The organism is Kribbella voronezhensis, from assembly GCF_004365175.1.
Lineage (GTDB): Bacteria > Actinomycetota > Actinomycetes > Propionibacteriales > Kribbellaceae > Kribbella > Kribbella voronezhensis.
The window spans coordinates 1,058,410-1,072,237 of sequence record NZ_SOCE01000002.1; the positions used below are offsets into that span (position 1 = coordinate 1,058,410).

Annotated in this window: 10 protein-coding genes; 5 read left to right on the top strand and 5 right to left on the bottom strand. The window is 68.9% G+C overall.

Annotated elements, in window-relative coordinates; translation table 11 throughout:
* Positions 1-46: 46 nt before the first annotated feature.
* Genes EV138_RS32155 through EV138_RS32165 form a run of 3 tightly spaced genes read left to right on the top strand, consistent with a single transcriptional unit; the run spans position 47 to position 4,217 of the window.
* Positions 47-910 (top strand): MIP/aquaporin family protein, encoded by an 864-nt coding sequence (locus EV138_RS32155; protein WP_133983630.1) that lies wholly within the window; start codon positions 47-49, stop codon positions 908-910.
* A gap of 27 nt (positions 911-937) precedes the next feature.
* The gene (gene glpK, locus EV138_RS32160; RefSeq protein WP_133983631.1) at positions 938-2,455 is read left to right on the top strand and encodes a glycerol kinase GlpK; all 1,518 of its coding nucleotides are present in this window, start codon (positions 938-940) and stop codon (positions 2,453-2,455) included.
* A 49-nt stretch (positions 2,456-2,504) separates the two neighbouring features.
* Complete coding sequence (locus EV138_RS32165) at positions 2,505-4,217, top strand: glycerol-3-phosphate dehydrogenase/oxidase (RefSeq protein WP_238158525.1); 1,713 nt, start codon at positions 2,505-2,507, stop codon at positions 4,215-4,217.
* A 45-nt stretch (positions 4,218-4,262) separates the two neighbouring features.
* Here EV138_RS32165 and EV138_RS32170 read toward each other — a convergent pair whose 3' ends face one another.
* Positions 4,263-4,757: a winged helix-turn-helix transcriptional regulator gene (locus EV138_RS32170; protein WP_133983632.1), complete on the bottom strand. Its 495-nt coding sequence runs from the start codon at positions 4,755-4,757 to the stop codon at positions 4,263-4,265.
* 76 nt (positions 4,758-4,833) lie between these two features.
* Here EV138_RS32170 and EV138_RS32175 point away from each other — a divergent pair, with 76 nt between their 5' ends.
* Positions 4,834-5,304, top strand: coding sequence for a nuclear transport factor 2 family protein (locus EV138_RS32175; RefSeq protein ID WP_133983633.1), 471 nt, complete (start codon positions 4,834-4,836; stop codon positions 5,302-5,304).
* 2 nt (positions 5,305-5,306) lie between these two features.
* On the opposite strand, the gene glpK (EV138_RS32180) is transcribed toward EV138_RS32175, so the two are convergent.
* From glpK (EV138_RS32180) to EV138_RS32195, 4 genes are all read right to left on the bottom strand, one after another.
* Positions 5,307-6,815, bottom strand: coding sequence for a glycerol kinase GlpK (gene glpK / locus EV138_RS32180; RefSeq protein WP_133983634.1), 1,509 nt, complete (start codon positions 6,813-6,815; stop codon positions 5,307-5,309).
* The gene (locus EV138_RS32185; RefSeq protein ID WP_133983635.1) at positions 6,815-7,573 is read right to left on the bottom strand and encodes an IclR family transcriptional regulator; all 759 of its coding nucleotides are present in this window, start codon (positions 7,571-7,573) and stop codon (positions 6,815-6,817) included. The genes glpK (EV138_RS32180) and EV138_RS32185 overlap by 1 nt, the downstream gene beginning before the upstream one ends.
* A gap of 61 nt (positions 7,574-7,634) precedes the next feature.
* Complete coding sequence (locus tag EV138_RS32190) at positions 7,635-10,166, bottom strand: ABC transporter permease (protein ID WP_133983636.1); 2,532 nt, start codon at positions 10,164-10,166, stop codon at positions 7,635-7,637.
* A complete protein-coding gene (locus tag EV138_RS32195; protein WP_133984625.1) occupies positions 10,166-10,942 on the bottom strand; it encodes an ABC transporter ATP-binding protein in 777 nt (258 codons plus the stop codon). The genes EV138_RS32190 and EV138_RS32195 overlap by 1 nt, the downstream gene beginning before the upstream one ends.
* Positions 10,943-11,099: 157 nt before the next feature.
* Here EV138_RS32195 and EV138_RS32200 point away from each other — a divergent pair, with 157 nt between their 5' ends.
* Positions 11,100-13,769 (top strand): PKD domain-containing protein, encoded by a 2,670-nt coding sequence (locus EV138_RS32200; protein WP_133983637.1) that lies wholly within the window; start codon positions 11,100-11,102, stop codon positions 13,767-13,769.
* Positions 13,770-13,828: the final 59 nt, after the last annotated feature.

Genomic DNA, 13,828 nt, shown 5'->3' on the forward strand with positions numbered 1-13,828 from the left:
GATTCCAGTTCTCCGTGGTCGTCACGGGGTGGAAGGGAGACCAAGCATGGCTACGACTGAGGCGGTCAAGGCGAAAACCCTTCTGGGGGAGTGTTCCGCCGAGCTCGCCGGCACGTTCATCCTGATCCTGTTCGGCTGTGGCGTCGTCGCCCAGGTGGTCGCCGGCGGGATCGGCGACCACGACTCGATCGCGTGGGCCTGGGGACTCGGTGTGACACTGGGCATCTACGTGGCGGGCCGGATGACCGGCGCGCACCTGAACCCGGCGGTGACGATCGCCCTGGCGGCGTTCCGCGGCTTCAGCTGGCGAAAGGTGCTGCCGTACTCGGTGGCACAGTTCCTCGGAGCGTTCCTGGCGGCGCTCGTGGTTCGCTGGAACTACACCGAGGCACTGCACAAGGTCGACCCGGGCCTGACCATCAAGACCCAGGGTGTGTTCTCGACCCTGCCCGGCAACGGCAGCATGGATCTCGGCGTCCACATGTGGGGCGGTTTCCGGGACCAGATCATCGGTACCGCGATCCTGATGATGGTCATCCTGGCCATCACCGACCTGCGCAACACCTCCCCGGCGGCCAACCTGGCGCCGTTCATCGTCGGCCTGCTGGTGGTCGGCATCGGGATGGCGTGGGGCACCAACGCCGGCTACGCGATCAACCCGGCGCGCGACTTCGGTCCGCGGCTGGCGTCGTTCTTCACCGGGTACGGCGGAGCGATGAAGGACCAGTTCGGGGACGTCTATTTCTGGGTGCCGATCGTGGCACCGATCATCGGCGCGCTGGTCGGCGCGGCGCTGTACGACCTGCTGGTCGGCCGCAACCTGCCGATCGCGGACGAGGACGAGGAGCCCGGCCGCATCCCGGAGGCCGACACCGAGACCGGCGCCGGGGCCAAGGCCGCCAACGCATGACCACCAAGTGTGAGGAGAGGACTATCCATGGCTGACTTCGTAGGTGCCGTCGACCAGGGCACCACGAGTACCCGCTTCATGATCTTCGACCACTCCGGCAACGAGGTGGGCAAGCACCAGCTGGAGCACGAGCAGATCCTGCCGCAGGCCGGCTGGGTGGAGCACAACCCGGTGGAGATCTGGGAGCGCACCAGCTCGGTGATCCGGACCGCGATGAACGCGCAGGGGCTGCAGGCGAGCGACCTGGCGGCGCTCGGCATCACCAACCAGCGTGAGACGGCCGTGGTGTGGAACCGCAAGACCGGCCGGCCCTACTACAACGCGATCGTCTGGCAGGACACCCGGACCGACCGGATCGCCTCGGCGCTCGACCGCGAGGGCAAGGGCGACGTGATCCGGCAGAAGGCCGGCCTGCCGCCGGCGACGTACTTCTCGGCCGGCAAGGTGCAGTGGATCCTGGAGAACGTCGACGGGGTCCGCGAGGCCGCCGAGGCCGGGGACGCCGTCTTCGGCAACACCGACACCTGGCTGCTCTGGAACCTCACCGGCGGCACCGACGGCGGTTCGCACATCACCGACGTGACGAACGCCAGCCGGACCATGCTGATGAACCTGGAGACGCTCGACTGGGACGACGAGCTGATCTCGTTCTTCAACATCCCGCGGCAGATGCTGCCCGAGATCCGGCCGTCGTCGGACCCGAACACGTACGGCGAGACGCTCACCAACGGCCCGCTCGGCGGTCAGGTGCCGCTGACGGGTGACCTCGGCGACCAGCAGGCGGCCACGGTCGGCCAGGTCTGCTTCAAGCCGGGCGAGGCGAAGAACACCTACGGCACCGGCAACTTCATGCTGCTGAACACCGGTACCGAACTGGTCCGCTCCAAGGCCGGCCTGCTCAGCACGATGTGCTACAAGTTCGGCGACGAGGACCCGGTCTACGCGCTGGAGGGATCCATCGCGGTCACCGGTTCCGCGGTCCAGTGGCTGCGCGACCAGCTCGGCATCATCTCCGGTGCCAGCGAGACCGAGACGCTGGCCCGCCAGGTCGCGGACAACGGCGGCGTGTACTTCGTACCGGCGTTCTCCGGGCTGTTCGCACCGTACTGGCGGTCCGATGCGCGCGGAGCGATCGTCGGCCTGTCCCGCTTCAACACGAACGCTCACCTCGCCCGCGCAACACTGGAAGCGATCTGCTACCAGAGCAAGGACGTGGCGGACGCGATGGAGAAGGACTCGGGCGTGAAGCTCGACGTGCTGAAGGTGGACGGCGGTGTCACGGCGAACGAGCTGTGCATGCAGATGCAGGCCGACATCCTCGGCGTACCGGTGAGCAAGCCGGTCGTCGCGGAGACCACCGCACTGGGCGCGGCCTACGCGGCCGGCCTGGCGACCGGGTTCTGGAAGACCAAGGAAGAACTCGTGCAGAACTGGAACGAGGACAAGCGCTGGAACCCGGAGTGGACCGACGAGCAGCGTGCCGCCGGGTACAAGGGCTGGGAGAAGGCCGTCAAGCGCACCCTCGACTGGGTGGACGTCGACTAGGTCCGGCAGCGACACGCAGTACAAGGCAAGGCAACGGAAGGGAAGCACAGTGGGCGCAGTGGCTCTGTCACCGCAAGCGAGGTCCGAGGCCATCGACGCGATGGCGGACGGCCGGGAACTGGACATCCTGGTGATCGGTGGCGGGGTGGTCGGCACCGGGTCGGCCCTCGACGCCGCGACCCGGGGTCTGACCACGGGGCTGCTGGAGGCTCGCGACTTCGCGAGCGGTACCTCCAGCAGGTCCAGCAAGCTGATCCACGGCGGTCTGCGCTACCTGGAGATGCTCGACTTCCGCCTGGTGCACGAGGCGCTGCAGGAGCGCGGTCTGCTGCTGCAGCGTCTCGCACCGCACCTGGTGAAGCCGGTGCCGTTCCTCTACCCACTGCAGCACCGGTGGTGGGAGCGGTTCTACGCCGGCTCGGGTGTCGCGCTGTACGACGCCATGGCGCTCAGCTCAGGGCTCGGCGCGGGGCTGCCGATCCACAAGCACCTCACTCGCCGCGGCGCGATGCGGCTGGTGCCGAGCTTGAGGAAGTCCGCTCTGGTCGGAGCACTGCAGTACTACGACGCGCAGGTGGACGACGCGCGTCACACGATGGAGCTGGCCCGTACGGCGGCGTCGTACGGCGCCCATGTCGCCAACCGGGTCAAGGTGACCGGATTCCTGCGGCAGGGCGAGCGGGTGACCGGGGTCCAGGCGAAGGATCTGGAGAGCGGCCGCGAGTTCGAAGTACGGGCCAAGCAGGTCGTCAACGCGACCGGGGTGTGGACCGACGACACCCAGGCGATGGTCGGCGAACGCGGGCAGTACCACGTCCGTGCCTCGAAGGGGATCCACCTGGTCGTACCGAAGGACCGGATCCAGTCCAGCACCGGGATGATCCTGCGGACCGAGAAGTCGGTGCTGTTCATCATCCCGTGGGGCCGGCACTGGCTGATCGGGACGACCGACACCGACTGGAACCTGGACAAGGCCCACCCGGCCGCGACCAGCAAGGACATCGAGTACCTGCTCGACCACGTCAACGCGGTACTGACCACCCCGTTGACGCGGGAAGACGTGGAAGGCGTGTACGCCGGTCTGCGACCCCTTCTGGCGGGGGAGTCGGAGAGTACGTCGAAGCTGTCGCGCGAGCACGTCGTCGCCCACGCGGCGCCAGGGCTCGTGGTGGTTGCCGGTGGCAAGTACACGACGTACCGGGTGATGGCCAAGGATGCCATCGACGCGGCCGCGAATGCCCTCGACGGCCGGGTCCCGAAGTCGGTCACCAAGAACACGCCGCTGGTCGGCGCCGACGGGTACCACGCGATGTGGAACCAGCGGCACCTGATCGCGCAGCGGTCGGGCCTGCACGTGGCCCGGATCGAGCACCTGCTCAACCGGTACGGCGCGCTGATCGACGAGGTGCTCGCGCTCGTGGAGAAGGATCCGTCGCTGGGGGAGCAGTTGCCCGGCACGCAGGACTACCTGAAGGCGGAGATCGTGTACGGCGCGACGAACGAAGGCGCGCGCCATCTGGACGACGTCCTGGCCCGCCGGACCCGGATCTCGATCGAGGCCTGGGACCGCGGCGTCGAGGCCGCCGACGCGGCCGCACGTCTGATGGCCCCGATCCTCGGCTGGGACGAGGAGACCGTCGATCGCGAGGTCTCCTTCTACCAGCAACGCGTCCAGTCCGAACGCGACTCCCAGGACCAGCCCGACGACGAGTCCGCCGACAAGGTCCGCCTCGGCGCCCCCGACATCGTGTCGCCCGCCTGATCGGTGGTTGGCCAAGAAGCCCCGAGGATTTCCTCGGGGCTTCTGCTAGTGCGTCAGCACGGTGGCGATGAGCGCGGTGCCGGGGGCGGTGCGGCCACCGGGGCCGGGGGAAGGTGTGGTGGTTCCCGTGGTGAGGGCATCACCGCATTCGGAGCAGCAGACGGTCGGCGTGGTGACCTTGCCGCAGGTGGTGTGGGTGAACCGGAGGGGTTGGCCGGCCGGTGGAGTCGCCCAGCGGTCGCCCCAGGCGGTGAGGGCGATCAGAACCGGCACGAGCTCACGGCCCGCCTCGGTCAACGAGTAGGCATAGCGGACCGGGTTCTCCTGGTACGGCGTACGCGCCACCAGGCCGGCCGACAGCAGCGTGTTGAGCCGGTCGGTGAGCAGGTTGCGCGAGATCCCGAGGTCGGTGACCAGTTGGTCGAAGCGGTCCAGGCCCAGGTAGAGATCACGCAGAACGAGGGGGCTCCACCAGTCGCCCATCACCTCCAGGGACTGGGCGAGTGAGCAGTGCATCCCGGCGAAGCTCGTGTTCCGCATGCCCGCATTCTAGTCAGTTGCGTCATTGAACTCACTAGGCCTAGGCTCGGAAGCTCACCGACGAGGGGATGGGCGGATGTATCACCGGATCGTGGCCGGCAAGGTGCGGAAGACGTTCGCGGAGATCAGCGCGGGCAACTGGGAGGCGATGGTGGCCGGGATGGCGCCCGAGTTCACCTACCGGTTCTACGGCGATCATGCGCTGGCCGGGGAGCGGCACACGCAGGAGGCGCTGCGGCGTTGGTGGCAGCGCTGTTTCAGGTTGTTGCCGCAGACAACGTTCGAGGTACAGGACGTGCTCGTCGCCGGCTGGCCGTGGCACACCAAGGTGGCGACGGCCGTCACCGTGGATGTCGGTCTCGTCGACGGCACGCGGTACCAGAATGTCGTCCACCAGTTCGTCACCATGCGCTGGGGCAGGATCACCGAGGTGCGAACGCTGGAGGACACCGCGGTGCTGGAACGCGCGCTGAGCCGGCTCGCGGCCGCCGGGATCGAGGAAGCGCACGCGGCGCCGATCACGGACGAAGTACCAGCCGCGGTCTGACGTTACTGGTCGGGGCGGATCCAGCCGAAAGTGCGCTCGACCGCGGCCTGCCAGTTGGCGTACTCCGTGACGCGGCGGTCCGGGTCCATGTTGGGGAGCCACTGGCCGGCGCGGTGCCAGTTGCTGCGGAGGCCCTCGAGGTCCGGCCAGTAGCCGACGGCCAGGCCGGCGGCGTACGCGGCGCCGAGGGAGACGGTCTCGGTGACCATCGGCCGGACCACCCGGACGTCGAGCAGGTCGGCGAGGAACTGCATCAGCAGGTTGTTCGCCGTCATTCCGCCGTCCACCTTCAGCGCGGTGAGCGCGATCCCGGAGTCCGCGTTCATCGCGTTGACGACCTCGAGCGTCTGGAACCCGGTCGCCTCCAGCACGGCCCGGGCCAGATGGCCCTTCGTGATGTACGACGTGAGCCCCGCGATCACCCCGCGCGCCTCACTGCGCCAGTGCGGCGCGAACAACCCGGAGAACGCGGGCACGATATAGGCGCCGCCGTTGTCCTCGACGGTCCGCGCCAGCGTCTCGATCTCGGCCGCCGTGTGGATCAGCCCGAGCCCGTCACGGAACCACTGCACGAGCGAGCCGGTCACCGCCATCGACCCTTCGAGCGCGTACGCCGCCGGCTCGGACCCGATCTGATACGCGACCGTGGTGAGCATCCCGTGCGTGGACCGAACGATCTCCTTCCCAGTGTGCAGCAGCAGGAACGACCCGGTGCCGTACGTGCACTTCGCCTCGCCCGGGCTGAAGCATGTCTGACCGAACAACGCGGCCTGCTGATCCCCGAGCGCCGCCCCGATCTGTACGCCGGGCAGCACCTCGGTCGCCGTCGCGAAGACCCCCGACGACGGCCGGATCTCGGGGAGCACACACCGCGGGACGTCGAAGGCAGCGAGCAGTTGCTCGTCCCACTCCAACGTCTCGATGTTCATCAACATCGTGCGGCTGGCGTTCGTCACGTCGGTCGCGTGCAACCCGCCGTCCGGGCCGCCGGTGAAGTTCCAGATCAGCCAGGACTCCATCGTGCCGAAGAGCACCTCGCCCCGCTCCGCACGAGCCCGCAGACCAGGGGTGTGATCGAGCATCCAGCGCAGCCGCGGCGCGGAGAAGTACGTCGTCAGCGGCAGCCCGCAGAGGTCGGCGAACCGGTCCGCGCCCTCGGTGCCGGCCAGTTCCTTGATCAGCCGGTCCGTCCGGGTGTCCTGCCAGACCACCGCGTGGCCGATCGGCTGGCCGGTCCGGCGGTCCCACAGCAGGCTGGTCTCGCGCTGGTTGGTGATGCCGATGGCAACGATCTGGGACGGTTCGGCGCCGATCTGGCGGATCGCGGACGGCACCACCCGGGTGACGTTGCGCCAGATCTCGGCCGCGTCGTGTTCGACCCAGCCCGGCCGGGGAAAGTGCTGTTTGTGTTCGCGCTGCGCGACCGACACCAGCCGCCCGCGCCGGTCGAACAGGATGCACCGGGTCGAGTTGGTGCCCTGGTCCACGGCCGCGACGTATTGCTCAGCCATCAGCGGTCCTCCCGCAGGTCGCGGCCGATGGCCTCCGCGGTCGCCCGGACCATCGTCACCAGGTCCGTGCGATGCCGCATCCGGCTGTCGCAGATGCGTTCGATCCGGCCGGTCAGCCCGACGGCCCCGACCACGAGTCCCCCGAGCCCGCGGATCGGCGCCGCGATCCCGGCCAGCTCGATGGTGTGCTCCTCGAACTCACCGGCCCAGCCTTTGGCCCGTACGGCGGCCAGCTCGTCGAGCAACCTCGCCGGCTCGACGATCGTCCGGGTCGTGTAGGCGTCCAGCTTGCGCGGCTTGGCCGTGCCGCCGGCGTCGAACGCGAGCACCGCCTTGCCGAGCGCGCAGGCGTGCGGCGGCAACGTCGTACCGACGTCCAGGTTCTGGTCGCTGTCGTCGGGGCGGAAGACGTGGTGGACGACGACGACCTTGCCCTCGACCAGGCGGCCGACGCGGACCACTTCGCCGCTGCGGGAAGCCAGCGAGTCGGCCCAGTTGATCGCGCGGCTGCGCAACTCGTTCGGGTCCAGGTAGGTCTCGCCGAGCCGGCCGAAGGCGTCACTCAGGTGGTAGTGCGCGCCGCTGTGGTCCTGCTCCACGAACCCGACCTGATGCAGAGTGCGGAGGATGCCGTGCACAGTCGTCTTCGCGAGGCCGAGCGCATTGCCCAGATCGGCGACCCCGAGGCCGTTCGGCGCCGCCGCGAGCAGCCGCAGCACTGCGGCAGCTCGCTCGATGGACTGCACACTGCCCGGCACACCCCGCAGGCTACCTGTGAAACCGCTGAGTGGCTTCGGTTCACGGGCCCGATCTCCCGGCTCATTCGGTGGCGATCGCCCGCAGTACGTCGAGGCGGGCTGCGCGGCGTGACGGCCAAACAGCAGCGAGTACGCCGACCGCTGCCGCGACCACGACGGTGACGAGCAGTTGGAGCACCGGGACATCCAGCACGCTGAGCCCGTCGTCGACCATCACGGCCTGGATCGAGGCGCCGAAAAGCACTCCGATGACGACACCGAGCAAGGCACCGAGCAGACTGATCGCGATCGATTCCACCTGCAGCATCCGGCGTAGCTGCGGCCGGTCCATCCCGATCGCGCGCAGCAGTCCGATCTCCCGGGTCCGCTCGACCACCGCGAGGGCCAGCGTGTTGACGATGCCCAGCACGGCGATCAGTACGGCGAGCGCCAGCAGCATCCCGATCACTCCGAGCGCAGCATTGATCGGCCTGCGCTCACCTTGGGCGTACGCCTGCTGGTCCCGGACGAGCAGAGTCGGGTAGTCGTGCAGCTGACCGAGGACGGCGAGGCGGACCGGCGCGAGATCGGTGCCCTGGGCAACTTCGACGTACAGGGTGGTGTCGGTGGCGGCGCCGCCCAGTTCGGTGAACTTCGGGAGCGAGACGACGATGCCGTTGAGTTGGCGGTTCGGTTCGATCACGGCGCCGACGGTGACCGGGTGCTTGCCGCTGCCGGTGGTGAGCTGGAAGCTCTTGCCGACGGTGAGGTCGAGGGTCCGGGCGATGTTGCGGGGGACGACCGCCTGACCGGTCCTGAGCGCGTCGAGCGAACCGGACTCGACCTTCGTAGTGATCGATCCCCTCAGGGCTCCGTCGTCGACCCCGCGGAGATCGAACATCCTGGTGTCCACCTTGGCCGGCATCTGGCGGACCCGGTGCACGGCCGAGACACCCGGTACGGCGCTGATCCGGTCGCCGACCTGGCCGGCGAAGGCGCCGCCGCCGTCGTTGCTGACGACCAGCTCGGAGGTGCCGATCGCGTCGGCGATGTTGCGGTCGACGGACGCCTTGGCCGAGGCGGCGATCACCACCAGCCCGCTGATCAGGGCGACCGAGATCATCAGGGCCGACGCCGTCGCGGAGGTGCGGCGAGGGTTGCGTTCGGCGTTGCGCCGGCCCAGCGTGACCGGGGCCTGACGGCCGAACGGCGACATCAGCCCGCGTACGGCGTACCGGCTGATCAACGGGCTCGTCATCACCACGGCCAGCAGCGCGATGGCAGCGCCCAGGCTCAGCAGGATCGCACCGGGCAGGCCGCGGACCTTCTGGGCGATCAAGAAGAGCGTGGCCGTCATCAGGAACATGAAGCCGCCGATGATCACGCGGACCAGCAGTGAGCGCTCCGGGATGGCGAGGTCATCACGCATCGCTGCGACAGGTGGCAGTTTGCCGGCCCGACGGGCTGCCGGGTACGCCGCGGCGAGGGTGACGCCGATGCCGACGACGTACGCCGCGATGATCGTGGCCGCGCTGACCCTGAGTCCGGAACTGGGAACGGCGAGGTCCAGGTGCTGGTAGGAGAACTGCAGTCCGGCAGCGACGCCGGCGCCGAGGAGCAGCCCCAGGGTCGAACCGATCGCGCCGATCACGAGAGCCTCGGCGAGCACTGTGCTGGTGACCTGGCCGCGGGAGGCGCCGATGGCGCGCAGCATCGCGAGTTCGCGGGAGCGCTGGGCGACGAGCATCGCGAAGGTGTTCACGATCAGGAACGCGCCGACGAAGAGGGCGAGCGCGGCGAACAGCAGCAGTACTGCGCTGTAGCCGCCGAACGTGTCGCTCAGGGCGCTCTCGCCCTCGGCGGAGACCTGAGCCGCTGTGCGGACGCGGACATCCGGGCCGGCCAGGGCCGCTATCGCCCTGCTGACCGCCTGGGGGTCCTGACCTGGGTGGACCGCGACGCCGATGGAGGTCCATCCGGGGTGGCCGAGGAGAAAGAGCTGGGCCGTCGCGGGGTCGAAGGTGACGAGTGGGGCGCCGGCTGACGAACCGGAGAGCATCGGTGTGGTGATCGCCGCGAGGGTGGCCGTCACGGCTCGGGTCGGGGTGATCACCTTGATCTGGTCGCCGAGCTGGAAGCCCTCGCGTTCCACGGTGGACTGGTCGAGGCCGAGCTGTTTCTGACCCCACGGCTGATTGCCGTCGAGCAGCTTGAACGGCGCGGTCCGCGGGTCGTGCGGCCAGGCGGAGGCGAAGATCGGTACGCCGTACGTGGCGGTGGGCTTGCCGTCCGAGCCGAGGATCTGGACGCCGCCGACGAGCAGCTGGGGGTCGGTCCCGGCGACGCCCTGGACTGCGGCGACGCGGTCGGCGAGATCGGAACTGAGCGTCGGCGGTTCGGCGCTCGTCGTACCGGCTGTGGTGTCGAGTCCGGTGACCGCGGTGATGGTGATGTCGGCGGTGCTGCCCGCGAAGTTCTTCTTCAGGGCGGCCGAGAGGGTGTCGGTGAAGATCATCGCGCCGGCCACGAAGGCGACGCCGAGCAGGACGGCGACCGTGCACAGGACGAAGCGGAGCCGGTGGGCGAGGACCGACCTGAGGCCGAGCTTGAGCATCAGCCGACCTCGAGCTGCTTCATCGCGTCCAGGACCGAGTCGGCGGTCGGGTCGAGCAGTTCCGAGCGCAGCCGGCCGTCGGCGAGAAAGAGCACGCGGTCGGCGTACGACGCCGCGGTGGGATCGTGGGTGACCATCACGACGGTCTGGCCGAAGTCGCGGACCGAGCGGTGCAGGAAGCCGAGCACATCGGCGGACGACCGGGAATCGAGGTTCCCGGTCGGCTCGTCGGCGAACACCACGTCGGGGCGGGAGACGAGCGCGCGGGCGCAGGCGACCCGCTGCTGCTGACCGCCGGACAGCTCGGACGGTTTGTGGGTCAGCCGGTCGCCGAGGCCGATGGTGGCGATCACTGTGTCCAGCCAGGCCTGGTCGGGGTTGCGCCCGGCCAGGTCGAGCGGGAGCGTGATGTTCTCGAGTGCGGTCAGGGTCGGCACCAGGTTGAACGCCTGGAAGACGAACCCGATGCGGTCCCGGCGCAGGTGGGTGAGCGTTTTCTCCGGCAGGCGGGTGAGATCGACGTCGCCGAGCAGTACCTGGCCGGTGGTCGGGCGGTCGAGACCGGCGAGGCAGTGCAGCAGGGTCGACTTCCCGGAGCCGGACGGGCCCATGATCGCCGTGAACCGGCCCTTGCCGAAGTCGACGCTGACCTCGGCCAGCGCGTCGATCCGGGTCTCCCCGCCGCCGTAGCTCTTCCCGACGTCCAGCGTCCGGATCGCGATCCCCGGGCCGGCCGCTGAGCCGAGGGGCTGGTCCGAGCCGGCGAAACCGTGCACAGTCACGCCCCGAACGCTATCCGTAGGCCGGTCCGCTCGAGGCCACCGCCACCCGGGCCGAGCCGTTGACACGTCAGCCACCGAGGAGCACCTTCGGGGTGACAGGCCACCGACAGCAACAGGCGAGGGGTCGCCAGGGTGGCCTTGGGGGGCTTTCATGACTATGTCCGATATCAGAACTCAGCACGTGCACCACGGGGGGAGAAGACGGCGGCTGCTTTCCGGGGCCGTCGCGGTCCTGCTGGCCGCACCGGTGGTGATGGTCTGGTCCGCACCGCAGGCCGCCGCGGCGAACGTGACCGCGAGTCTGGTCAGAACCGTGCTGACGTCCAACTTCAACCCGCCGTCTCCGGATCCGTCCGGGATCACCTACAACAGCGACCGCGACACCCTGCTGATCTCCGACGCCGAGGTCGACGAGGTCAGCATCTTCCACAACGTCAACCTGTACGAGACGAGCCGCGCGGGCGTCTTGCAGGACACCGGCGTCACCACGAGCTACACCCACGAGCCGGCCGGTATCGGCTACAACCCGGCCAACAAGCACGTCTTCCTCTCGGACGACGACCAGGCCCGGGTGTACGAACTGGCAGGCGGCCCGGACGGACGCTACGGGACCAGCGACGACGTCCGCACGTCCTTCAGTGCCGCGGCCTTCGGCGGCGGAGACTCCGAGGACGTCGAGTACTTCCCGCCGACCAACGAGGTGTTCGTGCTCGAGGGCGCGGACACCGATGTGCATCGGGTCTCGCCGGGTCCCGACGGCCTCTTCAACGGGGTCGCGCCGACCGGTGACGACATCGACACGGAGTTCGACATCGGCCGGTACGGCGTGGACGACCCCGAGGGGATCGGGTTCTATCCGGGCCGCAACACGCTGCTCGTCGTCGACAGCGCGACGGAGACGGCGTACGAGTTCAACCGCAACATGCAACTGGTCAACAAGATCAACATCGCCGCCTCGAACCAGGTCTTCGCGGCCGGCATCACCGTCGCGCCGGCGACGAACGATCCGAATCGCTGGGATCTGTACATCGTCGACCGCGGCGTGGACAACGACACGACCCCGTCGGAGAACGACGGCAAGCTGTACGAGATGTCGGTCGCGCTGCCGCCGATCGGCAACCTCGCTCCGGTCGTCTCGGTAGGACCCGACCAGCCGACACACGTCGGCGAACCGCTGACCTTGCAAGCCGTAGTACGGGACGACGGGTTGCCGACGGCATCGACCACGGTCAGCTGGCAGGTGGTGAGTGGGCCGGGGAGCGTGACGTTCGGGTCACCACAGTCGACGCAGACGTCTGCGACGTTCAGCAGCGCGGGGACGTACGTCGTACGGGCTGTAGGGAGCGACTCTGCGCTCTCCGGGTCCGATGATCTGGTCGTTTCTGTCGTCGCGGCCGGTGGGGCGCTTCCGCTGGACACACCTGTGCAGCGGGCCTTCGACGATGTCGAGCAACGTCCTACTGGCTATGCGGACTGGGTCGGCACGACGCTGAACATCCCGAACGCCGGTACGACGACGCAGACGATCGGGCTGCGCTTCGACAATCTCGAGGTGCCGCAGGGGGCGACGATCACCGAAGCGTGGGTCCAGTTCACTTCGGCAGGGGCGAATTCGGGGACGACCGCGGTGCAGATCTACGGGGTGGCAGAGAACGACACGGCCGCCTTCACCACCTCTCCGACGACTGTGACTTCACGTCCGCGAACCTCGGCACGCACTACTTGGAATCCGGCGGCATGGACAGGGACCGGTCAAGCCGGGACTGCTCAGCGCACAGCTGACATCCGTGCCGTGGCGCAGGAAATCGTCAGCCGACCTGGCTGGCGCCGGGGGAATGCCTTGGGCTTGTCGTTGAGCGGAACAGGCGAGCGGCGCGCGTCGTCGCACGACGGCCCGGCGACTCCGGTGCTGCATGTTGCCTACACCGTGCCTAGTGGGAACACGGCGCCGGTCGCGGCGTTCACGTCAACCTGCACGGGCTTGTCCTGCAGCTTCAACGGCTCGGGGTCGTCCGATGCGGAGGGGCCGATCGCTGGGTATGCCTGGGACTTCGGGGACAGCGCCTCCGGTTCGGGGGTCCAGCCGTCGCACACTTACGGGGCGGCCGGCACCTATACGGTCGCGCTCACGGTGACCGACGGCGGAGGGCTGACCAACCGGGTGACGCATCAGGTCACAGTGGGGTCGACGTCCACCGGGATCGGCTTCCACGGAGGGATCGGGTACGTCGGCAACACGACGTCGCCGGCCTTTGCCATCCCGAGCACCGTGGCCGCGGGCGACGTGCTGGTGTTGTTCGCGACACTCAACCTGACGACCTCGTCGGTCACCGGGCCGTCGGGGGTCACGGGCTGGACTCCGATCGAGAACGTCGTGTCCGGGTCACAGCGGACGATGGCCTGGTCGAAGGTCGCGGCCTCGACCGACGGTGGTCAGGTTGTGCGGCTGACGTTCAACGGCTACACCAAGGTGGCCATGCAGTTGACGGCGTACAGCGGTGCGTCGTTGGGTGCGGTGAGCCAACGGTCGGACGCCACCACGACGACTGCGCATGTCACGCCGACTGTGACCGTGGGCAGTGCCGGCTCGTGGCTGTTGTCCTACTGGGCGGACAAGTCCTCGACGACGACGAACTGGACAGCCCCGGCCGGCTCCGTGACCAGAGATGTGCGGATCGGGTCCGGCAGCGGACTGATCGCCGCACTGGTCGCTGACAGCGGAGCGCCGGTGCCGACGGGCAGCGCGGGCGGCCTGACCGCCACCACGAACGCGGCCAGCCGAGCGACGATGGTCAGCATCGTGCTCACGCCGTCCGGATGAACGCCTGCCGCTGAGTAGAGGCGGTGCCGGGCGCACGCAGTACAAGCGCACCCGGCACC